The organism is Citrobacter braakii, from assembly GCF_002075345.1.
Taxonomy (GTDB): Bacteria; Pseudomonadota; Gammaproteobacteria; order Enterobacterales; family Enterobacteriaceae; genus Citrobacter; species Citrobacter braakii.
Genome location: NZ_NAEW01000001.1, coordinates 331,181 through 357,702 on the forward strand (window position 1 = coordinate 331,181; position 26,522 = coordinate 357,702).

General features: G+C 49.7%; 23 protein-coding genes and 2 pseudogenes. 12 read left to right on the forward strand and 13 right to left on the reverse strand.

Annotated features, from left to right (window positions below):
- Positions 1 to 1,047: 1,047 nt before the first annotated feature.
- The 4 genes from cspG (at position 1,048) to BZK42_RS01815 (ending at position 2,143) form a co-directional block, all read left to right on the forward strand.
- Entirely contained in the window at positions 1,048 to 1,260 is a 213-nt protein-coding gene (gene cspG / locus BZK42_RS01800) for a cold shock protein CspG (protein WP_016152690.1), read from the forward strand.
- A gap of 10 nt (positions 1,261 to 1,270) precedes the next feature.
- A complete protein-coding gene (gene ymcF, locus BZK42_RS01805; protein WP_087121842.1) occupies positions 1,271 to 1,459 on the forward strand; it encodes a cold shock small protein YmcF in 189 nt (62 codons plus the stop codon).
- A 73-nt stretch (positions 1,460 to 1,532) separates the two neighbouring features.
- Positions 1,533 to 1,763, forward strand: a complete 231-nt coding sequence (locus BZK42_RS01810) for a hypothetical protein (protein ID WP_019076503.1) — start codon at positions 1,533 to 1,535, stop codon at positions 1,761 to 1,763.
- Between the two features lie 206 nt (positions 1,764 to 1,969).
- The gene (locus tag BZK42_RS01815) at positions 1,970 to 2,143 is read left to right on the forward strand and encodes a GnsA/GnsB family addiction module toxin (RefSeq protein ID WP_016152691.1); all 174 of its coding nucleotides are present in this window, start codon (positions 1,970 to 1,972) and stop codon (positions 2,141 to 2,143) included.
- Positions 2,144 to 2,405: 262 nt separating this feature from the next.
- Here BZK42_RS01815 and BZK42_RS29595 read toward each other — a convergent pair whose 3' ends face one another.
- Positions 2,406 to 2,522, reverse strand: a complete 117-nt coding sequence (locus tag BZK42_RS29595) for a YnaM/YnfT family protein (RefSeq protein WP_350185928.1) — start codon at positions 2,520 to 2,522, stop codon at positions 2,406 to 2,408.
- 318 nt (positions 2,523 to 2,840) lie between these two features.
- On the opposite strand from BZK42_RS29595, the gene BZK42_RS29195 reads away from it, so the two are divergent.
- The gene (locus tag BZK42_RS29195; RefSeq protein WP_175299807.1) at positions 2,841 to 3,005 is read left to right on the forward strand and encodes a YnfU family zinc-binding protein; all 165 of its coding nucleotides are present in this window, start codon (positions 2,841 to 2,843) and stop codon (positions 3,003 to 3,005) included.
- A gap of 156 nt (positions 3,006 to 3,161) precedes the next feature.
- On the forward strand, positions 3,162 to 11,744 hold the full coding sequence (locus BZK42_RS01820) for a GH36-type glycosyl hydrolase domain-containing protein (protein ID WP_080858656.1): 8,583 nt from the start codon (positions 3,162 to 3,164) through the stop codon (positions 11,742 to 11,744).
- A 19-nt stretch (positions 11,745 to 11,763) separates the two neighbouring features.
- Here BZK42_RS01820 and BZK42_RS01825 read toward each other — a convergent pair.
- Positions 11,764 to 11,996, reverse strand: a pseudogene (locus tag BZK42_RS01825) (hypothetical protein).
- Between the two features lie 153 nt (positions 11,997 to 12,149).
- On the opposite strand from BZK42_RS01825, the gene BZK42_RS29600 reads away from it, so the two are divergent.
- A complete protein-coding gene (locus tag BZK42_RS29600) occupies positions 12,150 to 12,326 on the forward strand; it encodes a YnfU family zinc-binding protein (protein ID WP_213083733.1) in 177 nt (58 codons plus the stop codon).
- 502 nt (positions 12,327 to 12,828) lie between these two features.
- On the opposite strand, the gene potB is transcribed toward BZK42_RS29600, so the two are convergent.
- Both potB and potA read right to left on the reverse strand, forming a co-directional pair.
- Positions 12,829 to 13,692, reverse strand: a complete 864-nt coding sequence (gene potB, locus BZK42_RS01835) for a spermidine/putrescine ABC transporter permease PotB (protein ID WP_016150058.1) — start codon at positions 13,690 to 13,692, stop codon at positions 12,829 to 12,831.
- Positions 13,676 to 14,812 carry a spermidine/putrescine ABC transporter ATP-binding protein PotA gene (gene potA, locus BZK42_RS01840; RefSeq protein WP_016152695.1) on the reverse strand — a complete coding sequence of 379 codons (1,137 nt, stop codon included), beginning with the start codon at positions 14,810 to 14,812 and terminating at the stop codon, positions 13,676 to 13,678. The genes potB and potA overlap by 17 nt, the downstream gene beginning before the upstream one ends.
- Before the next feature lie 250 nt (positions 14,813 to 15,062).
- Between potA and pepT the strand changes: the two genes are divergently transcribed.
- Positions 15,063 to 16,289 (forward strand): peptidase T, encoded by a 1,227-nt coding sequence (pepT, locus tag BZK42_RS01850; protein WP_080858658.1) that lies wholly within the window; start codon positions 15,063 to 15,065, stop codon positions 16,287 to 16,289.
- Positions 16,290 to 16,393: 104 nt separating this feature from the next.
- On the opposite strand, the gene roxA is transcribed toward pepT, so the two are convergent.
- The 9 genes from roxA to BZK42_RS01895 all read right to left on the reverse strand — a co-directional run bounded on the left by roxA (position 16,394) and on the right by BZK42_RS01895 (position 25,128).
- Complete coding sequence (gene roxA / locus BZK42_RS01855; protein WP_016152697.1) at positions 16,394 to 17,515, reverse strand: [50S ribosomal protein L16]-arginine 3-hydroxylase; 1,122 nt, start codon at positions 17,513 to 17,515, stop codon at positions 16,394 to 16,396.
- A 92-nt stretch (positions 17,516 to 17,607) separates the two neighbouring features.
- A complete protein-coding gene (gene phoQ, locus BZK42_RS01860; RefSeq protein WP_047359313.1) occupies positions 17,608 to 19,071 on the reverse strand; it encodes a two-component system sensor histidine kinase PhoQ in 1,464 nt (487 codons plus the stop codon).
- Entirely contained in the window at positions 19,068 to 19,742 is a 675-nt protein-coding gene (phoP, locus tag BZK42_RS01865; protein WP_047359312.1) for a two-component system response regulator PhoP, read from the reverse strand. The genes phoQ and phoP overlap by 4 nt, the downstream gene beginning before the upstream one ends.
- A gap of 73 nt (positions 19,743 to 19,815) precedes the next feature.
- Positions 19,816 to 21,102 carry a site-specific integrase gene (locus tag BZK42_RS01870; RefSeq protein ID WP_080858659.1) on the reverse strand — a complete coding sequence of 429 codons (1,287 nt, stop codon included), beginning with the start codon at positions 21,100 to 21,102 and terminating at the stop codon, positions 19,816 to 19,818.
- Positions 21,102 to 21,317 (reverse strand): excisionase family protein, encoded by a 216-nt coding sequence (gene xisR / locus BZK42_RS01875; RefSeq protein WP_003832298.1) that lies wholly within the window; start codon positions 21,315 to 21,317, stop codon positions 21,102 to 21,104. Before xisR ends, BZK42_RS01870 begins: the two co-directional genes overlap by 1 nt.
- A 283-nt stretch (positions 21,318 to 21,600) precedes the next feature.
- A complete protein-coding gene (locus BZK42_RS01880; RefSeq protein WP_080858809.1) occupies positions 21,601 to 23,418 on the reverse strand; it encodes an exonuclease family protein in 1,818 nt (605 codons plus the stop codon).
- Between the two features lie 333 nt (positions 23,419 to 23,751).
- Entirely contained in the window at positions 23,752 to 23,937 is a 186-nt protein-coding gene (locus BZK42_RS01885) for a hypothetical protein (RefSeq protein WP_044711810.1), read from the reverse strand.
- The gene (locus BZK42_RS01890) at positions 23,930 to 24,124 is read right to left on the reverse strand and encodes a hypothetical protein (protein WP_080858660.1); all 195 of its coding nucleotides are present in this window, start codon (positions 24,122 to 24,124) and stop codon (positions 23,930 to 23,932) included. Before BZK42_RS01890 ends, BZK42_RS01885 begins: the two co-directional genes overlap by 8 nt.
- Before the next feature lie 596 nt (positions 24,125 to 24,720).
- A complete protein-coding gene (locus BZK42_RS01895; RefSeq protein ID WP_080625017.1) occupies positions 24,721 to 25,128 on the reverse strand; it encodes a helix-turn-helix domain-containing protein in 408 nt (135 codons plus the stop codon).
- A gap of 82 nt (positions 25,129 to 25,210) precedes the next feature.
- On the opposite strand from BZK42_RS01895, the gene BZK42_RS01900 reads away from it, so the two are divergent.
- The 4 genes and pseudogenes from BZK42_RS01900 to BZK42_RS01910 all read left to right on the forward strand — a co-directional run.
- Entirely contained in the window at positions 25,211 to 25,450 is a 240-nt protein-coding gene (locus BZK42_RS01900) for a Cro/CI family transcriptional regulator (protein ID WP_080625018.1), read from the forward strand.
- The gene (locus tag BZK42_RS01905; RefSeq protein ID WP_080858661.1) at positions 25,450 to 25,926 is read left to right on the forward strand and encodes a toxin YdaT family protein; all 477 of its coding nucleotides are present in this window, start codon (positions 25,450 to 25,452) and stop codon (positions 25,924 to 25,926) included. Before BZK42_RS01900 ends, BZK42_RS01905 begins: the two co-directional genes overlap by 1 nt.
- 12 nt (positions 25,927 to 25,938) lie before the next feature.
- On the forward strand, positions 25,939 to 26,115 hold the full coding sequence (locus BZK42_RS28705; RefSeq protein WP_158083347.1) for a hypothetical protein: 177 nt from the start codon (positions 25,939 to 25,941) through the stop codon (positions 26,113 to 26,115).
- Positions 26,075 to 26,404, forward strand: a pseudogene (locus BZK42_RS01910) (hypothetical protein); the annotation flags it as partial. The gene BZK42_RS28705 and the pseudogene BZK42_RS01910, both read left to right, overlap by 41 nt.
- Positions 26,405 to 26,522: the final 118 nt, after the last annotated feature.

Sequence of the window (26,522 nt, forward strand, 5' to 3'; positions counted from 1 at the left end):
GTTAGCATGTTTAAAACGTTTTCTTTTACAGGTTGTTATAAGGCTAAGCAAAACAGGTCAGATGGTGTCTGTGCACGGCTTTATATCAGCAACGGTATCATTATATTTATAACATATGCACTTTGATGAGCTAAGGCCCGGACCAAAGCTCATGAGATATAAGTTCTGGCTACATTAGATGGAAGCAGTACACAACCTATTCATATGTTATCGAAAAGCCACTACGTAAACAGAAAGTGCAAGTGCGAGAAATATCCAGTATTGAGAATGGTAATGGAAAAGTTTGAGCATAAATATCCTCCACAGATTCGGTTCCTAATTAATGGCAGATTTAAATGTCAACAACAAACAAAAAAGCATGGGTATTGATTGTTTGATTGTTTCATATTGTTTCAGTGGTGCGCTATGACGGTGCGTTTGCACCAACAATAAGATTCTTGCATTGTTATGGTGAGCTTAGTGTCAGCCGGGCATTAAGACGCGAACAATCTACTGATAAATATAACCCAGGCAGCCATATGCGGCTTTTTCTATCCTGTCTGTTACTCTTTGCCAGCCGCACACCGATACCACAAATCTTACCCGCCGCCTGAATGCCGCAAAGCACACCGGAAATCTTGCCGTTCCTGCCAAAAGCAAAACAGCCGGAGCTGACGTTGTAATCCTCTCTGACATGCTCGGAAATTTCGTGGTAGACGCTAAATATTATGCTGAGATGGAGGAAATACGACTCTTCCGTGAGTCAAAATCCCTGAAAACTTAGGGTGATAGATAAAGGTCTTAAGCAGCATGACATAATTTTCGATTTAAGCTATTTAAATTCATTTTTTTGATAAGAATCATGTGCGATTTCCCTATAAAACTAAATCTTGCTATGTTTGGTTAATCATGCGTTAATGAATTCTTGGTTTGTAACGAATTTATCTAAAGCAGTCGCTGTAATAATTTTATTTCTTGTTCCTGTTGAGATTTCCTTGCTAGCTTCTCTCTCTGATGATTTTTTTCGGACCATTCTGCCCAAGGGCTTACTCAAGAAAGGTAATAATTATGTCTAATAAAATGACTGGCTTAGTTAAATGGTTCAATCCTGAAAAAGGTTTTGGGTTTATCACCCCTAAAGATGGCAGTAAAGATGTGTTTGTACACTTTTCTGCTATCCAGAGTAACGATTTCAAGACGCTGAATGAGAATCAGGAAGTTGAGTTTAGTGTTGAACAGGGACCTAAAGGCCCCTCAGCAGTTAATGTCGTGGTTGTATAAGGTAACTGTTATTACACATCATATTCACTTCAGATGCCCGTGTTGCCACGGATCTCAGTACAGAACGTCGAGCTTTGATGTTACTGAAAAAAATCCTTTCGGAGCAAAATGTATTTTTTGCAAATCGGTAATGATTACATTTGACAATATTGCGCTATACATTCGTTCTGGTCAGACTTTGTTAGATTTTAGAAAATAAAGTTCAGGTTCCTTATGGAGCCTTTTTTGTATGCTAAACCGTTCATCTTTGTACGAACAATCACGGTATCATTATGAAAAAAGTAATCGTTTTTTTTAACTCAGAACCGGCAGTTGTTGTATCCGTAATGAAGGGAATTACTTCGATAATGCGTGAGTTTCCCAATGGGGAAAAAGCACACCTGTCCGTGATGTCAGCAGGATTTCCATCTCTGACAGGAGACCATAAAATAGTTTATGTTGCCTCTGATCGCGATGTCAGTTCCGAAGAGATTCTCGAGGCAGCATCGAAGCTTTTGAAGTGACATCTGATTGTTTCTTTACCTACCGAGATAGTAGTCCAGTGGTTTGCAGATGTTTTGCGCTTTTCTTGTATGAAGATTGTACTGCAACCTCTTGATTATTGAGTCTTTCCATTCTATCTTTTAAACATGTCAGCGCTGTTATAAGTGCTCCACGGGGAATGTTACATACTTGGCGTTGATACGTTAGAGATCAAGAGAGGTAAATAATGAACGTCGAAGAGTTAAAAACAAAAACTGAAGCGGATATTTCTGAATTCATTACAAAAAAAATTGTTGAACTCAAAAAAAAGACAGGAAAAGAAGTTTCCGACATCCAGTTTACTGCTCGTGAAAAAATGACTGGGCTTGAAAGCTATGATATTAAAATTACATTGATCTAATTGTTAAAAGACCCAGCTTGAATGGAAAGCATTATCTTAAAAGGTAATGCTTTTTTATTACTGTCAAAAAATTTGGATGTTGTCAAAACCTTCATTTTTAATCATAGAGACAAGTCCTGACTTTTTAATGGGGCCTGTCCGATGCCAGCCCGCGCTATCGGGCTACTGCTGGCTCAGGGCAGGGAATGCACTTGTCGGAAATTTCGTGGTCAGTGTGTATCACATTGAGGGGAGTGGGATGACGTAGTAGCCTGCGAATGGGTTAATTATCATTTCGGTCGGGATTGTTAGATAACCCAACTCCTACTTTTACCGCAGCAAACAACATAATGCACAGAGCGGTAATGACGGTAAATACCAATGAAAGGCTGGTAATCATAAATTTTCTTCATTTCAGATGGATTTGATTATTAGACTAAGGCATAAAGGAAAAGTTCAAGGTAAATATCATAGTATTTTCCGGAAAAAATATCGAAGCGGGTGATTGTATACCAGAGCGGGCTGCAGGGAGCCATATCCAAGAGTGGCGGATCAACGGTCTCAACGGCCCCTGTGGCTGCAAATATCTATCTTGGCAAACGTCGTCATCTACCCTGTGATATCCCCCTTTTGGATAAAAAATAGGAAGATAAATTAAATGGTTAAATTTTATCCAAACGTGGTACAGTGAATCTCATTCATCGAAAGGGTAATCATCATGTCTCTCATCGATTACGCAATGAAGTACCTCGGCGGCGTATCGACGACTACTGTCATCTGCCCGGCCTGCGGCTTACGTTCATCCCAATCTATTTCTAAAATTCGCCTTAAGCAGACAATGCTGTGCCCTGGCTGTAAAACACTGTTTGTTTCACCACGATAACCCTGACACTTAGTTGCACCTAAACCCGGTGTTCTATACTTAAGTCAAATCCCGGCAGCTGTTAAATCCCTGATGCCTTACGCCCATCCTGAGAGAACGTTTCTGAACTGATTTCGCAACTGCTCCTGCATGCTAACTCTGCATCAGAGCAATGCTATGAAAATGAACCCCAGGGCGTGGTTTAACCGCTCCCATATTCCGATGAATGCTACCGAAAGCGTAACGTTTTCGGCGAACGATCCTGCCGGTGAAAGCACTCTGCAGTCAGAACTCTTTTCGACCACCCAGATGGAACGCTACGGTCAGAAGCTCGCACGGACCCATAAATTATCGCCGGATAAACATCCTTATTATCTTCTAAAAAGACTCGGCGAGAATGAGGCCATCATTACCCAAAGCTGTTATGAGCTTAACGCGGGTAAAAAGACCAGCATCATGCCTGCCGGGGAGTGGTTGCTGGACAATTATTATCTGATTGAGGAACAAATCCGCACTGTCCGTCAGCACTTGCCGAAAAGCTTTGGTAAAGGTCTCCCGTCGCTGATGTCGCCGCTGAATTGCCCACGAATTTACAATATTGCATCAGAGGCCATTGCTCACGGTGACGGGCGCTGGGATGCCGCCAGCCTGACCAGCTATCTCACCGCCTATCAACAGGTGACCCCGCTGACATTAGGTGAAGTCTGGGCGTTACCGGGAATGCTGCGCCTGGCGCTGATTGAAAATCTTCGTCGTATCAGTATCGGAGTGATCAAAGCGCAGCAGGACAGAACGCTGGCCGATATGTGGATAACAAAGATTTTCGGATGTGCAGAGAATGCCCCTGGCGATTTAATCATGGTTGTTGCCGATATGGCACGCTCCCGACCTACGTTAACCAGTGCGTTTGTCGCAGAGCTGGTGCGGCGTCTGCAGGGGCATGGCAATGCGCTGTCGTTACCTCTGACCTGGGTTGATCAGTGCCTTCGGGAACAGGGGATCACCACCGACGTTCTCATACATAATTTCAATCAACAGCTTGCCGCCAGCCAGCTATCTGTCAGTAACAGTATCGCGGGTCTGCGATTACTGAGTGAAACGGATTGGGCTGATTTCGCCGAAACGATAAGTGTCGTCGAACAGGCATTACGCAATGATCCTGCCGGTATCTATCCTCGGATGCACTTCAATACCCGGGATCATTACCGGCACGTTGTTGAGGTCCTGGCCAGAGACAGTGGTCTCAGCGAGCCTGAAGTTGCTGACAGGGTGCTGACGCTTTCAGGAAACAGTGCTCCCGATTCACTGGAACATCATATTGGTTATTATCTCGCAGGCGAAGGTCGGCAGGCGCTGGAAATTCATCTGTTAGCAGACACCTCAAGGCTCATGCGCTTGCGGCACAGTTTCAACAGAATAACCCTGCTGTCATGGCTTGGAAGCCTGGCGTTGTTGACAACCGCAACGACCGCAGCGATTTTGCACGAAACAGCCATGCAGGGCGCAGACTGGCTGTTGATCGCGGTGATATTCCCTCTGATTATCGCTGTAACTCAGTTGATGAGCGATTTACTCAGTGACGCCACCACCCGTTTTCGCGTTCCTCGCCCCTTGCCGCGGATGGATTTCTCAACCGGCATTCCCCCTGACAGCGCCACTCTGTTAGTCATCCCCTGCATGCTGACCAGCCACGCAAGTTTCAGCCAACTCCTCACCAGTCTTGAAGTCTGCTGGCTGGGGAATGAAAACGAAAATCTCAGGTTTGCGCTGCTCACTGATTTCGCTGATTCTGCAAATGAACCCTCGCCGGAAAGCCAGATGCTGCTCAGACAGGCGATCGCTGATACGCAGGCGCTGAATCGCCGCTATCCCTCCAGCCGCCCACGTTTTTATCTGCTACACCGCCAGCCTGAATGGAACCCCGCGGAAGGAACGTGGATGGGCTATGAACGCAAGCGGGGAAAACTGGCGTTACTGAACAACTGGTTGCGCCATCCGGGGACACAATTCGTCAGCGTTGCAGACATGCCTGCTAACCTTTTACCGGGCCACATTAAATACGTCATTACCCTGGACAGTGATACGGTGCTGCCGCGCGATACGGCGCACAAACTGGTCGCGACGATGGCGCATCCGCTGAATACGCCAGAGTATGATCCGGTACGCCAGAGGGTTGTCAAAGGATTTGGCATTTTACAACCCGGCCTTGCGGAGGAGATACCACGCAACGGTCAGGGACGTTACGCCGCCATGCGCAGCAGCATACCGGGCAATAATCCCTATTCGATGATGTCTTCGGATATCTATCAGGACCTTTTTGGGGAAGGATCGTTCGTGGGGAAAGGGATTTACGATGTTGACATTTTTATGCAGGCCACGGCCAACACCTGCCCGGAAAACCTGGTTCTCAGCCATGATCTACTCGAAGGATGCTATGCACGTTCGGGTCTGCTGAGTGAGGTGTTACTCTATGAACAGTACCCGAATAATTATCTGTCGGATGTTGCACGTCGTTCACGATGGATCCGGGGTGACTGGCAACTGCTTAACTGGCTGAAACCACGTGTCAGAAGAGCCGATGGAACCCGGGCCAGGAATCCGCTGACCGCGCTTTCTTACTGGAAATTACTCGATAATCTGCGTCGCAGTCTGGTCGCCCCCTCATTACTGGTATTGCTGTTCTTCACCCTGCTAGGGGTACCTAATCCGGTTTACTGGCTGGGCGTACTGTCGCTGATATGGCTGTTGCCAACCATCCTCTGCATCACCCATGACCTGCTGCATAAACCTCTGCGTCGCCGCCTGAAGCCGCATCTGTTACTGGTAGGGGCGGGCGCGCTGAAGCGTTTGTCAGGTATCGGCCTTAATTTTGCGATACTGCCGCATGAAGCCGGATATTCGCTAAAAGCGATCGCCGTGACGTTATGGCGATTGGGGTTCAGCAGGCGTCACCTCAGCCAGTGGGTCAGCCACAGCCAGGACAGCAATCAGGCCGGACCCACTGTCGCGCGTTTTTATCAGGCGATGTGGCTGAATGTTGCATGTGGTGTGATGCTGATAATACTGACCGGACAATTTGCTCCACAACTGCTGGGGATTGCGTTGCCGATCGGTTTGTTATGGTGTGCGGCACCGCTGCTGATGAGCTGGCTGAGTCGTCAGCCTGCGCGTAAGGTGTTTTCGCCCAATCCGGAACAAAAACAGCTGTTGCGCCAGACAAGCCGTGAAATCTGGGCGTTTTTTGAAACCTTTGCCACAGAAAAAGAGAACTGGCTTCCGCCTGATAACTACCAGGAAATACCGCAGCCGACGGTGGCCCATCGAACTTCTCCTACCAATATTGGCCTTTCCCTCATGGCTAACCTGACTGCATGGGACTTTGGCTACCTGCCCGGCGGGGAAGTGCTCCGGCGCGTGTCGCTCACGCTCGACACAATGGATAAAATGGAGCACTACCGGGGCCATCTCTACAACTGGTATGACACTCGTACGCTGGCCCCCCTCAGCCCACGCTATATCTCAAGCGTTGACAGCGGCAACATGGCAGGGCATTTGTTGACACTGCGTGCAGGGCTGTCCGCCATGCGTCATCAGCCAGTTCTAAACAGCCAACAGATACTGGCAGGACTCAACGATACGCTGGATATTCTGGAAAAACAGTGGGGTCATAACCCGCCTGACAGCTTGCGGTTGCTGCGAAAACACTGCCTGAGCGCGGTGTCGCTCTCTCCGCAGACATTTTTCAGCGAGCTGAAAAATATGCGCACCCAGTGCAATCACCTGAACACGCTATGCCATCAGGGATCTCCTCTTCAGATGCGTTGGGCAGGACATCTGGAGCATCAACTGGTTCAGCTTTGCCATGAGTGGTCGCTGCTGCTTGGTTGGTTACCTGCATCCTGGAACGAACAGACGCTGCCGACTTTGTGCGAGCTTGCCCGCGCAACATTTACTGGTGTAGGAACCCCCCCGGCGTCAGCGACGGAGCAGGCCCGGATGCGACTCAATATTATCACTGAACTTGAACAACGGCTGGATGAGCATGCCCGGATGGATTTCGCCTTTCTGTACAGCGAAGCAACCAGTCTGCTCAGTGTTGGCTATAACTGTGACACGAATATGCCTGACAAGAGCCACTACGATCTTCTACCGTCTGAAATCCGCCTGACCAGCTTTCTTGCCATTGCCACTAATCAGCTACCACTTAAAAGCTGGTACGCGTTGGGACGACTGTTCACTACCATTGACAATGAAACCGCCCTGATGTCATGGAGCGGGTCAATGTTTGAATACCTGATGCCGAATCTGGTAATGCCCACCTGGCCAGGCAGCCTGCTCGATGAAATGAGTCAGTCGGCGGTAATGCGCCAGATTCATTGGGGGAAAGAACGCGGAGTACCGTGGGGCGTTTCAGAGTCTGGTTATCATGCTTTTGATGTTCAGCATAATTATCAATATCAGGCATTTGGTGTGCCGGGTCTCGGCCTGCGCAGGGGGCTTGCCGATGACATGGTAGTCGCCCCTTACGCCACACTGCTGGCGTTGATGGTCTCCCCACAGAAAGCCTGTGAGAACCTGTTCAGGCTGCAAAAAAATGGCGCACATGGTGAATACGGTTTTTATGAAGCGCTGGACTATACTCCCTCACGCCTCGCAACCGGTCAGCTCTATGCGGTGGTTCAGTCCTGGATGGCGCATCACCAGGGCATGGCGTTTCAGGCGCTGGCTCATGTGCTACTTGACGCCCCGATGACTGAACGCTTCATGTCCAGTACGGTCTTCCGCTCAGCGAGCCTGCTGTTACAGGAACGCGTGCCGGATGCAGTTGATCTGTACAGTCCGCGCCGTCATTTTGAATCTCATGAGGGCAGGGTCAAACCCGTTCGCTATGAACCCCGTATTTTCTATGGCGTGGACACGCCGGCCCCGGATATTCAACTGCTGTCCAACAACCATTATCATCTGATGTTGACCACGGGCGGCGGCGGCTATAGTCGCTGGAATAATATTGCGCTTACGCGCTGGCGCAGTGATACCACCCGCGATAACTGGGGAGCATTTTGCTATATCCGCGATATACAGACGGGGAATGTGTCGAGCAATACATGGCAACCGACAGCCCACACCAGCGGGCATGACGAGGAAGTGATATTCACCGATGCGAGTGCTGAATTCAGACGCTCTTTCGATGGGCTCAGCGTCAAAACTCAGGTTGTGATCTCCCCGGAGGATGATATTGAGTTGCGACGGCTCACACTGATTCATCGTGGTCGCCAGCCCCGCTCTCTGGAACTGACAACCTATGCCGAAGTAGTACTGGCACCTGAAGCCAGCGATCTGGCACACCCGGCATTTAGCAATTTGTTTATTCAGACGGAACTGGATCCTGAGCGTGACGCTATTCTTTGCCACCGGCGCCCGCGTTCTCCGGGTGAAGCGAGTCCCTGCCTGTTTCACATGATGGTGGTGCATGGCGATAACCGTCATAACGTTTCGTTTGAAACAGACAGGGAAAAATTTCTTGGTCGTGGCAGAAACCCTGCTGATGCCCAGGCAATAAAGGCAGGCGGGGCGCTCAGCAACACATCGGGGTCAGTGCTGGATCCGATCCTGGCAATACGCCACGCCATCACTCTGCAGCCGGGGCAGCCGGTCACGATTGATATCATTTATGGCATCAGTGAGACCCGCCAGCAGAGCCTGGCGTTGCTGGAAAAATACCGCGATTACCCTATCGCTGATCGCGTCTTTGAACTGGCCTGGTCTCACAGTCTGGTGGTGTTACGCCAGATGAACGCCAGTGAAGATGATGCCACTTTGTTTAATCGTCTTGCCAGCGCGGTGCTTTACCCTGTCCAGGAGCTGCGCGCCGAAGGCCAGGCGATCAGCCGCAACCGGCGTGGTCAGTCCGGTCTGTGGGGCTGGGCAATTTCAGGCGATCTGCCGATAGTGCTTCTCAGTATTACCAGCGAGGAAAGTATTGCCTCAGTGACCACACTGATTCAGGCACACCGTTACTGGAGACAGAAAGGGCTGGATGTTGATTTGGTTATCCTGAATAACAGCCCCGGCGGCTACCAGCAGGGCTTACAAAATCAGATTATGGACTTAATTTATGCCGGATCTGAAGCCAGCCTGCTGGACAAAACGGGCGGTATTTTTGTTCGTAATGGCGAGCATCTCTCTGCTGAGGATAAGTTGCTTTTGATGAGCGTGGCCTGTCTTTATCTTGATGACCGCACAGGCAGTATCAATGAGCAGCTTAATCAGCGTACTCACACCCTTAAACCTCAGGCCAGAGCACTCATTCCACGAGCTGTGCGCGAGCGTAATCAACATACGGACTGGAGCCCCGATATCAGTCAGTTATGCCATTTCAATGGGTACGGTGGATTTTCTCAGGATGGTCGGGAATATCAGATTGTCCTGCGCGAAGATGCGCAGACACCGGCTCCCTGGTCAAACGTACTGGCAAATGCCCGTTTTGGCACTGTGATTTCAGAGGCGGGACAGGCCTACTCCTGGTACGAGAATGCACATGAATACCGGTTGACACCGTGGGAGAACGATCCGGTGAGCGATCGCAGCGGCGAGGCGTTTTATCTGCGCGATGAAGAGAGCGGTGAGTGTTGGTCACCGACGGCTTTACCTGTTCGCGGACATGGTGATTACCTGACCCGCCATGGTTTCGGTTACAGCGTGTTTGCCCATCGAGAGAATGGTATAGACAGCGAGCTGACGGTCCTGGTTGCCGAAGAGGCGCCGGTTAAACTGGCGCTCCTGACGCTCAGTAACTCTTCGGGGCGGACACGAAAACTTTCCGTCACCGGCTATGTGGAGTGGACGCTCGGAGGAACACGAACTCGCTCAGCCCCTCACATTGTGACTCATGCGGCCAGACCGCCTGGCGGCTGCGGAGTGCTGGCGAACAATTTTTATGGTGATAACGGTAGCGGTCGTACTGCCTTTTTTGCCGTCAGCGGTAATGACTGTTCGTTGACCGGGGATCGCCGGGAGTTTATCGGTCGTAATGGTTCTCTGTACGCCCCGTCGGTCATGAAGCTACGCAGGCTTTCAGGTAAAACGGGCGCCGGTCTGGATCCCTGCGGGGCAGTACAATCGGCGGTAACATTAATTGATGGCGATCAGAGGACGTTTATTTTTATCCTCGGCGCAGAGGAGAATCATATTCGAGCTCAGGAGACGCTTGCCCGTTATATGAATGAGGAGACGGTCCGCGAGGAGCTGAACCGGGTTCACAACCACTGGCACAATGTGCTCGATAAAATCGTGGTTAACACCCCCGACACATCGGTAAATTTACTGGTGAATGGCTGGCTATTGTACCAGACGGTAGCCTGCCGCCTGATGGCTCGCAGCGGTTACTACCAGTCCGGCGGCGCATTTGGTTTTCGCGATCAACTGCAGGATACGCTGGCGCTGAGTCATGCTGATCCGAACCGGATGCGAGAACAGATAATCCTGTGTGCATCACGGCAATTTATTGAGGGTGATGTACAGCACTGGTGGCACCCGCCACACGGCAACGGGGTGCGCACCCGCTGTTCCGATGACTATCTGTGGCTTCCGCTTGCCGTTTGCCACTATGTTGAAACGACGGGGGATATGGATGTACTGGAAACACGTATTCCTTATCTGGAGGGACGTCCGCTTCAGCCTGGTGAAGAGTCTGCCTATGATACGCCGGTGATCAGCGGTACCGAAGAGACTCTCTGGTTACACTGCGTCAAAGCCATTAAGTATGGACAACAGTTCGGGGAGCATGGTCTGCCGCTGATGGGGGCGGGTGACTGGAATGACGGCATGAATCGGGTGGGGATCGAAGGCAAGGGTGAAAGCGTCTGGCTGGGCTTCTTTCTGTTCGACATTTTGCAGCGGTTTGCGGCGCTGGCTGATCGCAGGCTGGATGAAAGTGTCGCCTCAATGTGCCGTTCACAGGCTGTGCGCCTGCAAAGCAATCTCGAAGCCCACGCCTGGGATGGCGAATGGTACCGGCGTGGATATTTTGACGATGGTACTCCCCTGGGGTCGAAAGCATCACAGGATTGCCGGATTGATGCGATTGCCCAGAGCTGGTCAGTATTGTCCGGGGCCGCTAGCCCGGGACGGTGCGCAAAGGCCATGCAGGCGCTGGATAAGCACCTTGTGGATAGCGAGGGGGGACTGATAAAACTATTAACGCCGCCTTTCGATGGGCACGGTCCAAATCCGGGTTACATACAGGGCTACCTGCCTGGTGTGCGGGAAAACGGAGGGCAGTATACACATGGCGCTATCTGGGCTGTGATGGCATTTGCCCGAATGGGGAATGCCGAACGTGCCTGGCAACTCTGGTCCATGCTCAGCCCGATAAATCATACTCTGAATGCGAACTCAGTCGGGATCTATAAAGCCGAGCCTTATGTCATGAGCGCTGATGTTTACAGCGTCGCTCCCCATATCGGACGTGCCGGATGGAGCTGGTATACCGGTTCATCAGGCTGGGCCTGGCGTTTACTTACCGAGGAATTACTGGGGATAAAACGTTCCGGTGCTGACCTTACGGTTCATGCCCGGTTGCCGGATGGGTGGCCGTCTTTTTCTATGACTTATCAATATGGCGAAAGCCATTATCAGATTAGTGTCTCACGCGGCGATGCAGAATATCGCGTTACACTGGATGGTGCTCTCCTCCCTGATGACAGAATACCGCTGCGGGATGATGGACAAAACCATACGGTTGAGATTATTCAGAACTGACACTGAGTCCAGACGCGCATTAACGTCTGCCGTTAATGCGCTGATTATCCCTGAGAACCTCAATCGCTGTCTGCATGGCGATTTTGTCATCTCGTTTTTTTGCTTGTCCTGCATGACCTGAAGGTATTCCAGCAAAGTTCGGGTATTAATAGGTCGGCCCTGTTTGCCCACTGCCAGCACGGCTTCGCCAAGAATAATTTTCACTGGTGGCAACTGGGCCGGGTACCAGTCAAGGGTGTCTTCTGATTTCATGATAAATTTCTCACGGAAGGGTATTATATCATAAATCAGACGTTTAATTTTCAATATCTGATATCCTGATTTAATCATAAATTAACATAACTTAAGCCAGTTATTTTTATATTAAGGCGTATAATAATTACTGTGTTCCTCAGAGAATTATTTATGTCTTATACAAAAGGACTCAGGCACTTTAAAGAAAGACCGGTGCATGTTGCCTGCCCGGTATGCGCATACAGAGCCGATCAGAAAGCAGGTAAACTAAGAAAAGATGCGGTTCTGGAGTGCCCTGCCTGCGGGCTGTTGTTCAGACCATCAGAATGCTGGTGTATCGGCGGCTGATCGGCTTCTGCCACCTAACGTGAGTGATGTTGGGAAATGACAATATTGCTCCTGTACTGCAGTTTGAGAGGATATGATGATGAAATCTAAAAAATCTATTTTTATTGAAGGACATATCCTTTCGAACAGCTGTCATGGGCAGGTTGGTCAATCTTTCTGTATCCACAGGGCCAGGTTTAATAATGGTAAATATGCGATTATCCGGGAAGCATCAGGAATATGTTTCAAGCTTGGCGAAATTATTCAACGAAACGATTGCGAGTGGTTTTATAACCTTACCAAAATTCGCCTTCTCTCATTTGAGTACCTTGAAGATGATGAATCCAGAAGACAATTTCTTGAATATCGATAATAAATTCATGCTTATCATGACGGCATATTTTTGCGGGTTTACAATTCCTTTCTGATTTTACAAATCTTATCCCCGTTCGTGACCTGGCATGCAGTTTACTTGAGGGTAAACTGCATGCCATGATCATTTTAACTTTATAGGTAATATCGGTTAACTATCAATGTCGCTAACCTTCTTGTTCAGCAAGCGGGAGGCGCGCCAGTAGATCAGCAGCATCAGACCCATGACGATGGTCAGCGTAATGCTGGTGGCAGCACCGAACGGCCAATCGCGGATGTTCAGGAACTGAACTTTAATCACGTTGCCAATCAGCAGGTTTTTCGCCCCGCCCATTAAATCGGAAACGTAAAACAGCCCCATTGCGGGCAGCATAACCAGCAGGCATCCGGCGATAATTCCCGGCATCGTTAACGGAATAATGATGCGGGTGAAGGTCTGAAGTTTACTGGCGCCCAAATCGCGCGCGGCTTCCAGCAGCGGTTTATCGAGCTTTTCAATGCTGGAATAGAGCGGCATCACCATAAACGGCAGCAGGATGTACACCAGGCCGATAATCACCGCGCTGGGGGTAAACATGATGCGAATGGGGGTATCGATCACGCCGAGCCACAACAGAAATTCGTTGAGGTAGCCCTTGGTACTGAGGAATATTTTGAGTCCGTAGATGCGAATAAGCGAGTTGGTCCAGAACGGAACAATCAGCAGGAACAGCAGCAATGGACGCACTTTTTCCGGCAGTTTCACCAAAAACCAGGCAAACGGATAGCCGAGCACCAGACAGGCGAGCGTGGCAATCAGCGCCATATTGAGGGAGTGAACCAGTACCTCAAAATAGAGCGGATCGAGCAGGCGTGTATAGTTTTCCAGCGTAAAGACCATTTTGACGAAATTGGCATCGTCGCGGGTCAAAAAGCTGGTGCCGATGATCATCAGGTTGGGCAGAAAGACAAATAACACAAGCCAACCGACAATGGTGACGATCACCACACTCTGGAATTTACTTGTGTTCTTCATCAGCCAGTACGACCTCCCAGCTTTCTACCCAGTTAATCGCCATTTTCTGGTCGAGAGAGTGGTCAAAGTCAGGATCGTCTTCGTTGAAGAATTCACTGACCATCACCATCTTGCCATTTTCCAGTTCCACAACCGACTCCAGCGTCATGCCCTTGTAGTTGCGTTCACGCACGTAGCCGATCAGGCCTTCGATATGATTGTCGTCGTTGATTTCATCAACGCGCAGATCTTCAGGGCGTAACAGGACGTGCAGCTTCTGCCCGGGAATCACCGCGAAGTTGACATAAATATTGCACTCGCGACCTTCAACGTTAGCACGAACGCGCTGTTCGTCCAGACGTTCTATCACCGTCGCGTTAAACATATTGATCTCACCGATAAACCCGGCGACGAACAGATTTTTCGGCTCTTCGTAGATTTCGCGCGGCGTACCGTCCTGCTCAATCTTGCCATCGCGCATCACCACGATACGGTCTGACATGGTCAGCGCCTCTTCCTGATCGTGAGTGACAAAGACAAAGGTGATACCAAGCTTACGTTGCAGCGCTTTCAGTTCGTTCTGCATCTGCTTGCGCAGTTTGTAGTCCAGCGCAGAGAGAGATTCGTCTAACAGGAGTAAACGGGGTTTATTGACCACCGCTCGGGCAATCGCTACGCGCTGCTGCTGTCCACCGGAGAGTTGATGCGGTTTTCGCTGGGCGAACTCTTCCAGCTGCACCATGCGCAGAGCTTCGGTAACGCGGGGAGGAATGTCGGCTGCGGGCGTTTTTTGCATGCGTAAGCCAAAGGCCACATTCTCAAAAACGGTCATGTGGGGAAATAACGCATAGCTTTGGAAGACGGTGTTCACGTAGCGGTTTTCCGCAGGAACGTGAGTGATGTCCTGGTTGTCCAACATGATATGACCGGAATCAACCGTTTCCAGACCGGCAATCAGGCGAAGAACGGTTGTTTTACCGCAGCCAGAGGGGCCAAGCAGCGTGAGAAACTCGCCATTATTGATGGTCAAATCCAGGCTGGAAATCACCTCTTTGCCATCGAAACTTTTGCGAATTCCCGCTAATTGCACCAGTGGAGAAAGCGAACGCGGTTGTTTATTCAATTTTTTACTCTGTCCCATGTAAACGCAACGGATGGCTGACCGCTGCGGGGTTCGTGGTTAACCACCTTGATGACTCTTAATGAGGGCCGTTATTCTACGGCAAACCATGGTAATCGCCAATCCTTGTTGCGAATTACTGACTTAGCCCTATAGTCAGAGGGGATGTCAGGGCGAAATATTCTCACTTGCGGGGATAAAAGTGACCTGACGCAATATTTGTCTTTTGTTGCTTATTGATAATGTTGTCACAAAAAGTGAGGGTGACTGCATGGATAAACTACTTGAGCGTTTTTTACACTACGTGTCGCTGGACACCCAATCAAAATCGGGCGTGCGGCAGGTACCCAGCACCGAAGGACAGTGGAAGTTATTACAACTGCTCAAACAACAGCTCGAAGAGATGGGGCTGATTAACATTTCACTGAGCGAAAAGGGGACGCTGATGGCCACGTTGCCCGCTAACGTTGCTGGCAATATTCCCGCGATCGGCTTTATTTCCCATGTGGATACCTCACCGGATTTCAGCGGTAAAAACGTTAATCCGCAAATCGTTGAAAACTATCGCGGCGGCGATATTGCGTTAGGCATTGGTGATGAAGTTCTGTCGCCGGTGATGTTCCCGGTGCTGCATCAACTTCTGGGTCAGACGCTGATCACCACAGACGGTAAAACGCTGCTGGGCGCGGATGATAAAGCAGGCGTGGCGGAAATCATGACCGCGCTGGCGGTGCTCATCCAAAAAGATATTCCGCACGGTGATATCCGCGTGGCCTTTACGCCGGACGAAGAGGTTGGTAAAGGGGCGAAGCATTTTGACGTTGCGGCATTTGATGCGCAGTGGGCCTATACCGTTGACGGCGGTGGCGTGGGAGAGCTGGAATTTGAAAACTTCAACGCCGCGTCGGTTAATATCAAAATTGTCGGCAACAATGTCCATCCCGGTACCGCAAAAGGGGTGATGGTGAATGCGCTGTCGCTGGCTGCTCGTATTCATGCTGAGGTTCCGGCAGACGAAAGCCCGGAAACGACGGAAGGCTACGAAGGCTTTTATCATCTGGCGAGCATGAAAGGGACGGTCGATCGGGCGGATATGCACTACATCATCCGTGATTTTGACCGCAAGCAGTTTGAAGCGCGCAAACGCAAGATCATGGAGATCGCCAAAAAGGTCGGCAAAGGGTTACACCCGGATTGCTATATCGAACTGGTGATTGAAGACAGCTACTACAATATGCGCGAAAAAGTGATTGAGCATCCGCACGTGCTGGATATCGCTCAGAAGGCGATGCGCGATTGCGATATTGAGCCGGTGCTGAAACCTATTCGTGGCGGCACCGACGGCGCGCAGCTGTCGTTTATGGGGTTACCGTGTCCGAATCTGTTTACCGGAGGCTACAACTATCATGGTAAACATGAGTTTGTAACTCTGGAAGGAATGGAAAAAGCGGTGCGGGTGATTGTACGTATTGCGGAATTAACCGCAAAGCAGCTGTAAATTTATCGATAGATGCCGGATAGCGCGTTGCTTATCCGGCCTACAGTATTTCACTCCAAAAGGCCTGATAGGACGCGCTAGCGTCGCATCAGGCACCGTTCGTATTATCCTTCGAAGAACCAGTATCCGCTGTTAACCAGTGCGGCAAGCATGGCAAGGAAAGACGGATCTTCCAGCGCATCCTCAAAGTTCTCGGCCGTCAGAACAATATGGCTGGCAAGCGCTTCCAGGGCAGGGCGATGCGGGGAGTCAATTTTCTCACCGTTGGCGTAGACGTCATCGCCGATGCGCAATACGCGCAATCCGCCCAGACGCACTAACACATCCCCTTGCTTCAGGGCATCGTAAATTTCGTCTGGCTGATACGGCGGCTCCGGTGGAGCAATATCCAGCTCATGACGAGACTGAGATATAAACTCGCCAAACCACTGCTGGAAATGTTCCGGCTGATTAATCAGTCCAAGCATCATTTCACGCAGCTTGTCCATTTCCTGCGGCAGAACGTCAGCCGGATGATCGCGCGGCGGCAGGTCAGGATCGCTGTAATACGTGCTGCCCAGCTCACGTTGCAAAACGTAATCGGCGAACCCGCTGATCAGTTCGCGAGTATTCGGCGCGCGGAAACCGACCGAATAGTTCATGGCGTTTTCCAGCGCATAGCCTTCGTGCGGGAATCCTGGTGGAATGTACAGGATATCGCCGGGTTCCAGCTCTTCATCGATGATGGCTTCAAACGGGGCGACCTGCAGCAGGTCCGGGTGAGGGCAGTGCTGCTTCAACTGCAGTTTTTCGCCCACGCGCCAGCGACGTCGACCGGTTCCCTGAATGATAAACACATCGTACTGATCAAGATGTGGGCCAACGCCGCCGCCGGGGACAGAGAAGGAGATCATCAGATCGTCAATCCGCCAGTCCGGCAGTTCGCGAAACGGGCGCATCAGCGCGGCGGTTGGCTCATGCCAGTGATTGACCGCCTGTACCAGCAGCGACCAGTTGTTCTCGCCGAGATGATCATAGCTTTCGAACGGACCGTGGCTAACCTGCCATTTACCGTCCTGGTGGCTGACGAGTCGGCTGTCGACTTCGCTTTCCATTGCCAGTCCAGCCAGTTCGTCAGGAGAGAGTGGATCAATAAAGTTGTTAAACCCGCGTTTTAAGACCACCGGGCGTTTCTGCCAGTGGCGTTCAAGAAAATCGGGCCAGTTAAGTGTGAGTTGGTATTCCATAATGAGCATCCCGCAGGCTGGTTTCTGCAACCGATTATAACGGATACTTAACCGCAAGCGGGAAATCAGTAAATATTTATTACATGCGGCGATTACTCGTCTTTTTGCCCCGGCTGCTGGCGGCCAAAAATAACTTCCATGCGCGCGCCACCCAGCAGGCTATCGCCTGCAATAATCTGCCCGTCATACTGTTCGGTGATTTCTCGCGCCACCGCCAGTCCAACGCCTTGCCCTGGTCGTAACGTATCGACACGTTGTCCACGGTCAAACACCACTTCCCGTTTGCTTTGCGGAATACCTGGACCATCATCTTCAACCAGAATGTGTAGCTGATCTTCGGACAGATGCGCTGAAATCTCGACAAACTCCAGACAATATTTACATGCGTTATCCAGCACGTTGCCCATCACTTCAACAAAATCGTTCTGTTCGCCCACAAAACTGATTTCGGGTGAGATATCGAGATTTATGTTCACGCCTTTACGCTGATACACCTTATTTAGCGCCGAGGTGAGTTTATCCAGCAACGGCGCGACCGGATGCAGTTCGCGGCTAAGCAGCACGCTGCTGCCACGCATGCTGGCGCGATGCAGGTAATAGCCAATCTGCTGGGAAATACGGCTGATTTGTTCCAGCATGATGGGTTCCGCGTCGCTTACGTTCATTTTTTCATTACGCATCGAGCGGAGCGTACTCTGTAATACCGCCAGCGGTGTTTTCAGGCTATGGGTGAGGTCTGTTAACGTCGTACGGTATTTGTCGTAGCGCTCGCGTTCGCTTTTTAAAAGTCGATTAAGATTGCGGACCAGGCTGGTCAGTTCGCGCGTGGTGGCGGGGTTTAACATCTCTCGATGATGTTCCTCAAGCTCACGGACTTCACGCGCCAGCGATTCGATGGGCCGCAGACTCCACCAGGCGGCTACCCATAACAGCGGAATGACCAGCAACAGATTGGCGACCAGCACATAAATAAACCAACTCCATACCATATACGAGCGCTTTAGCTCAATAGGAATGGTATCGACAACCACTATGGTCAACTGTGGCATTCTGGCAGTGGCGGGGTAGACGTTCACGGCGACCGAGTGGGTCATTTCGGCATCGTCATCATCTTCTCTGACTTCTTTTAGCTGCTGCTGAGCGGAATGATCTTCGCCCAGTAAGGTGCTGGTGGCATCTACATTGGCTTCAATCTCATGAAAACCGTTCGCTTTTAGCCATTCCGGTTGGATACTGTGCGTCAGCCAGGGAACATTGCGCTGCGCCCACAACAACTCACCGTCTTCGTTATAGATCAGCGACATTGTTGGGCTTTGCATATCGAGATTCTCGGGCAGCTCGACGTTTATCTTACCGTTCTCCCATTTTGCCAGGGTATAGAACAGGTTACTTTCACCCCGCAGCAGGCGGAACGTTGTTTTATCAAAGCTGACGCTGTAACCCACCAGGGCAACCATGCCGTAGGCCAGCGAAAGCACCAATACCACGCCCGCGGTTGCCAGTAAAAAGCGCAACCGCAGTGATAACGGGAATAAATGACGCAATAATTTATTCATTCGCGCAGTTCAAACAGATATCCCTGGCCACGCACGGTGGTGATGACATCATCCGGGTATTGCGCCTGTATTTTTTTACGCAGACGCCCCATCAGAACATCAATGGTGTGGCTTTCACGCAGCTCGGCATCCGGGTAAAGCTGTAACATGAGCGAATCTTTACTGACCACTTTGCCGTTATTACGGATAAGTGTTTCCATAATGGTGTATTCGAACGCCGTGAGCTTGATAACTTCATCATTGACGGATAACTCGCGTCGAGAGAGGTCCACCTGGAAAGGAGGAAGAGAGATAATCTGCGATGCCAGACCGCTGTTGCGACGCATAAGTGCCTGCATGCGCGCTGCCACCTCTTCGATATGAAACGGTTTTGTGACGTAATCGTCGGCTCCGGCGCTGAGTACTTCCACCTTGTCCTGCCAGCCTTCACGCGCGGTTAACACCAGAATCGGCAACGAAACCTCATTGCTACGCCAACGGCGGATCAATGACAAACCGTCTTCATCGGGGAGTCCTAAATCAACGATCGCGATATCCGGCAGATGTTCATTCAGATAATAGTCCGCTTCCTTCGCATCTTCTGCATCATCCACCTGATGCCCTAAATCCTGTAACTGAACCTTGAGGTGGTGGCGTAATAAAGCATTATCCTCGACAACCAGTACGCGCATCATCGTTTCTCCCTAAAATAACGGTATAAATAGTTTAACGCTGATTATGTGGATTGAAAGCAGCGCTATGAAATTAAATAACTTTTCTCATGCTCCCCTGCCCGTGGGGGCGTCCTGGGGGCAGTGCTGTTGGCATCTGATTGTTCAGCATGTTGACCTGATCCTGGTTCATGTCGCCAATCCACTTGGAGTAAACCTCGTACACCATTCGCGCATCTTCATGTCCCATCTGACTCGCTATGAATGACGGGTTCGCTCCGGCCATCAACGTCCAGCATGCATAGGTATGCCGTGACTGATAAGGATTCCTTTCGCGGATATTGGCAAGTTTAGTGCCTCGCTTCCAGCCATAGGCAATCGAGTTCTTGGAGAAGTAACTGCCTTTCTTGGACGAATATGCTGTCGGTGAAAAAACGAAACGAAGAGATTGCTGCTCAGTTTTTCCGATCTCCCGATGGTGAAATCGAATTTCTTGCTTCGGATTAGCGCCGGTGATTTCGTATTGTTCCTTCAGTGCATCCAAAGCGGGTCTAAGCAACGTTATCGTCCTTATTCCGGCATCTGTCTTAGGAGGTACAAATACTCGCTTATTCGTCAAACTTCTGGATACGTGGATTTCACCTTTTACCAAATCAATATCTTCCCATGCCAGGGCGCATATCTCGCCCGGCCTCATCCCCGTATGTACGGCAACAATGATGATTAATGCCTGGCTACGGGGAAGGGCGGTTATCAGTGCCTGGTACTCATGAAGTAAAAGTGGGTCGGGATCATTTTTAGATAACTTGAGTCGCGACACTCCTTCATAAGGAGTATGCAATATAAACTGGCTTCGGTTCGCGAGCTTAAGCATTTCTGATAAAACTGCCATCTGTTTATTGACTGTTGAGGGCGCGCGGCCCTGCCTGGCCAGATTCGGCATTGCCGGGTTAATAATTGTCCCGGTCAATAACTCCTTTCGGTAATGCAAAATGTCGGCATGCTCAATATCTACCAGACGGGTATTTTCTCCGATTACACGCAGTAACGTATTTACGACCGAAGTAAGCGATAGCAGTGTTGCACCTGATACCTCTAAGGCTTTGGTGTCTGTAAAAAAAACACTCAGTTCTTTAAACGTGGTGATTTTTTTGGTTGTGATGAACTTCTTAAGCGCCTTGGATTCCGGGAAACGTTCCGCATAGTCGAACTTACCGAGCTGTATTTCACTTGTTATGAGCGCGCGAAGATTTCCAGCTTTTTTGATGTTGCTGCTGTTCACCGTCCAGCCCCGAAGGACTTCGCGGCAACGTTTGCCGCGATAGGTAAATGTGATCCGTATTTTTCCGTTATGCAGCTCAACGCCGGTTGGAAAGTCCATCATGCTTCCTGTACTAATTGGTTAATCTTTGGATAGTTGTACCAAAGCAGACCTTTAGAATTGTCAGTTTCCCCGAGAGCTGTCAGATGTTTGAAATGCACGCCTTCGATCCACAAATTCAACCGATAACTTTTAATTTGTCTTTCAGACAAGCCGGTCTTTTCTGTTAGTCGCGCTTCAACCATCCACTCTTCGCTGAAAATGAGTTGCGACATACATAACTCCGATGCCGCCAGCCACAACAGTACATGCTGCAGCTGGCGAATATTGATAATCAAAAATCAGTAGTTGGTTTTGCCTTTCGTTTTTGGCACTGTTTTTTCTTGGGTTTCATGCTCGGCTGTATAGCGCGCTGACGAACTGGTAGCCGCGTGAAAACATGTTCACTTATGCGCCTGCGTTCTCCCATTCGCCATAAATGCCAGGACGTCCAGTCACATCCATCATCACAGATGTGCAGAGAACGGATCAGGGCTTTATCGCCGGTTAAATTCTCTGTCACTGTTCCGCCTCCGCACTTATAACCCCTGCGGCCAACGCTGCGGCCATGTGCGGCAATTCGTCAAAATCGCCGCGGTATGCCGGGTTTGCACACATCCCTTGCAGCGCTGCGAGCGTCAGTTGCTGGCGATAGGTGAGGGTGGTAAACGGTTCGCCATTTGTGAAATTGCTACCCGGTGCGGAAACAGTCAGTTCTGGTTCTTTCTTCGGTTTGGCGGTGACAGCTGGTGGATCCATCACTATGGGTTTTGGTGGCTCTGGTCGGCGATATTCTACTATCGCATCGAGGGCGATCTTCTGACGCGAGGCAGCATCATCAGACCAGCTATCAAGAATTGTCGTTGCGACATCGTGAACTTCTTCGTCGCTGAAATTGGGCGACAGACAAAATTCAGTGGTGGCAATATCGATGATCAGCAGAGGAAGAATGTCAGCGATAATATGACCGGTACATGCCACAACGCCTTCCGCTTCTTCCTTGCCCATAATGTCAGTACGTCCCGAAAGCAGGTCGTTCAGCGCGTGGGCTATCTCAATTTCATGATCATCCAGAAGTGGGCGATCGTCTTCCTGTTCGGTAACTTCCGTTTTTTCACTCTCATTTGAGGCGCTATTGGCAAATGCTGCATCCAGCTCCCTGTCGAGTTCTGCAGCGTGAGCCGGGCAGACTGCTGGTGGTAAATTTTCGTCCTGTAACGTCTGTTCGGTTTTACTATCAGATTTTGCTCCATCATTTTTTTGTGGCAGCGGGGCAGACGTACGGCCGCAGGCAATATCAATGACCAGTTGTGGTGGATTAACGCAGTCAAAACCCGCAATGCAGCTATCGATGTATTGGCGAAGTTCTCCAGGGTAAATATGAAGTTTTTCATCAGCGGTTTTGATGATGGCCACGATGGCCGCCGGGTGATAATCATGAATACCCGGTGTACGTGAAAATGGCGCACACCAGTCATCAATCTCTACATCTTTACTGCACAGCATGGTATTGATCCGCATTTCAATGCCAACAGGAGGGTTGCACACGTCGAAATCCATGGATCGGGATAATTTTCCCATGGCTGTGCGATAGCGCAGTCTGGTAGCAAGTTCGTTCATGGTCGGCTTGTCACTGCTCGTGGTGCCAGTCTGAACACACTTTACTGGCTCGCGTTTATCGGGCGGGGTATCAGCCCATTGGGTAAACAGGTTTTTATAGTCTGGCCATTTAGCATTGTCGCGCGCCTTCTGACGCACCCAGGCCAGGCATTCGGTCTGTTTTTCAGGAAGCATGGCAAGAATGCGGGGTTCTTTGGCAAGACCCTCTGCCTGTTCGCGTAAAGGGCTAAATTCATCATCATTCAGCATGTCGATTAACTGGCCATACTGAGAAGGGGTGATTTTCTCAATGGCACCAAACACCGCAAGGCAGTATGCGCGGGCCAGCACATCCAGCTCTTTCACCGGTTTCATTTTTTCTTCTGTCGCGTCAGCATTAAGTTGTTCATTTCCGCCAGCAAGCTCTGGCTCAACTATGATGCGCTCTGGTTCGCCTTTCTCAGCATTCCAGACAATTTCACCAGTGAAAAGGTCGGTATAGAACTGCCCTTCAACAGTGCAGAACATTCCTTCCTCTACTTCCCATACCTTGGGAGCAAAATAATCATCAGCATAATCTGGCGCGAACTGTATAAAATCCGCATGCAGTAATGTTTTTGCTATTGTTTTATTCTTGGCTTGTTTCAAAGCAACATAAACCGGAAGCGAACTATCTTTTTCAAGTGCGCTTTTTTTCGGTTCGAATCTCCCGCCAAATTTTTTTAATCCAATTGTCATAATAACCTCAATAATATTTATGTGAATGGCGTGCATTGCTTCTGCTTAAATTACAGCGCCGTGGTTCATGAATTTGTTTGTAGGAGATAGCATGCTCAAGGCTACAGAAATAAGCAGTGACCACTCTCTTATTCATTCTTTTTGTTGATTTATACATGGAGTCATCAGAACTCCATTTTTTGCAATACGGACAGCACTCAAGTGTCACTTACCCTCCCTGCATGGCTGGCTATGACAGGGCCATCATTGATTGATATAGTTAGCCCTGCCAGTTAAGGCATAAATAAAAAATCTCTTAATTGTTTGAAGTTATCGAAGGGGGTAAATAAAAGTTCAGCGTAAAAACTCGCTAATATTAACCCTCTGGTCGTTAACTATTTTTGTCATTACTTTGATGAAACACATATCCAGCACCGCTTCATCTTTGTATTTCTGAACTCCGGTTATATCAGCTACAGCCTTTTTATATTCAGCTTCAGCTGTACGTTGGGCAATATCTTCGCTGGTAAATTTAACCATTGGCACGCACCATCCTGAGTAAAGATTCTGTGTGATCGAGAGCTGCCTTCTGTTGTTCGTACAGTGTCTCGAGTTCAGCTGTAAGGCGGTCGCGAAAAGCAGGAACGCTTAACTGGTAAATAAAATTATTAACTGAGCTTTCCACATCAGGATCCCCGTCCGGTATAACTGGCTGTGAATTTTTCATAAACCCTCCGGTAAAAAAGGTGCCCATCGTGGAAGATGGGCAAAGACCACGCGGCACACACAGCAATTAATCACATCTGCAAGTGCACTCCGCCTGTTTCATACCTGTCACCCAACTGGTAAGTGAAGGAGTGCGCTTGCATGTTGTTCCCTGAAAAAGCTGGCGGTGGCCGGATACATACGGGAAAACACCGGACCGCCAGAACAGGGTTCTACTTCTTATTGCTTTGGCCTGCTTTTAACCACATCAGGCGCGGTGGTAGGTATCTTCGGGCGGGGGCCAGTGACCAGCTGGCATCCCTACGGTACTTTTCGCCGACAACCGCGGGTTAGACGGTTCCGTTTCGTTGGATAGAGCTGTCGATGCTGGTAGTCACTCCAGCCCGTAACCCCTCCCGAAGACACCTGTTTTGCGTTAAATCTTCCAATCTGTTTTCCCCTGTATCGCCAGGGTAAGCGGAACATTTTGATTCTGAGTAATCACTGCGTGTGGTTACTTGATGGAATAAGGTTAAGATTACTAACCAAGTTTGGCAAGTTATTTTTGGTGATAAAACTCAACAAAAGAGGTGTAAGAAGATAACTTACTGAAAAAGGTTATTTTTTTTCTGTTCGTTTGCGGGCTTTTAGGAGTTCTTCGAAGAGCTGGTTGAAGTTTTCAACTCGAGCCCGGAGATTTTGGATTTGAGCTTGTTGCTCTGATTCTGGCAAAGAGCGATAGAGATCAAGCATCTCTTGTTCATCAACGCTTAAAGTTCTCTGCTCTTCAATTGAGACTGGTTCTGCAGGAGTCTGGTCTTCATCACCAAACAAAATCCAAGTAGGGCTGCACTGGAGCACCTTAGCAAGTGCATGCAGGTTCTTACCTGAAGGCTCAGTATTGTCACTTTCCCATAGCGAAATAGTGGCGTGAGATATCCCGAGAGCTTTTCCAAGATCTCGCTGCGTTAACCCAACATCTTTGCGTCGACGTAACACTCGACGGCCTAAAGTTTCACTATTCATGTTTAGATATCTTAATTCTTCTTGACTAAAGAATTCTCACCAAATAACCTTGTTAAATAAACTCAACAAACGAGGTTGCTTAATGTACAAAATTGATGCCGTGAAATTCTTCGGCACAAACACTCAAGTGGCACATGCTGCTGGCGTCGACCGCTCTGCTGTCAGTCAGTGGAAAGAACTTGTTCCCGAGCGCTGTGCTCAGCGTCTCGCAGATGCCTCAAATGGTGCTCTCCATTACGACAAAGACGTTTATGACCGTTACCGCCAGGCTAAACGCCTTGGTAAACAGAATACCTGCACAACCAAGAAGGAATCTGATTGATGAAAATCAACGAGATTAAATTGCTGGCCCTCGAGCTTGAAGAGTGGGCGGTGAAGGATGGCAGGAAAGGGGGCTGGAAAAAGATAGTCCCGCTGATTACAACGCATCACTACGGTGATTTGCTGGACAGCCTGGCGGATATCGTCGACCCGTCAGAGTATGCGCGCCGCCTGCATAACAACACGCAGATCATCCAGCGGGCATTTCGAAATGACACGCCGAATTATCGTGGTCAGGCAGCTGCGCTGGCGCCAGCAATCAGAGCTGCGATGGATGCAGAGCTGGCTGGTCAGCATGACTTACATAACCTGGTGGCCATTGCGAACCGCGAGTGCATCGAGGCGACCAGTGCGGTGCTGACTGGTAAGCCAATGCAGGTAATCCGCAAAGAAACGGCAGAGGCAATACAGGCGCTGGCCGATCTCATTCCCGGCGTCAGCATCCAGTTCAACCATATTGGTCCGCGTGTGGCGTAACAGGAGGCTCTCATGCTTGCCCAGGAATTAGTAGACCGCATGAAAAATGCGATGAAGCACAAAGTACCGGCGGAGACAGTCGATCGCAGCGCTGAACTGATTCCGGGGATGAAATACCGCAACGAACGCGGACGCATGGTGACGGTAAGAGGGATTCCGTGGGCAGCAGGCGATGAACAGGGCACATAGCATTCTCTGGCCACAGTCACCTGCCAGTGTAATTGACGAAGCCCTGCATAATGATGATGTCGATTTTGTTGAGCAATGCGTACTGCAGGCGCTGGATATTAATGATCCGGTTTATGTGGTCGGTCTTCAGTATTACACCACCCGAAAAAAAATCTCAGACATAACCCGGGAGTTGCAGGCGATTGCGCCATGGTTAACTGATGGGGAGGCGAGAAAGCGCGTGCGCTGGTGCCTGGAAATATTCAGAGCAAAGGTCTTTTTGGAAGCACGCAAACTGTTATCTGAATAGACTCACTGAAATCATTTTTTAGCTATTGATGCTATTTTTTGATAATGGTGTTGAAAACGGGCCAGAAAATCAGATAATTTATTCATGCTTGGCAGAGCTACGCCACTATGGCAGCGAC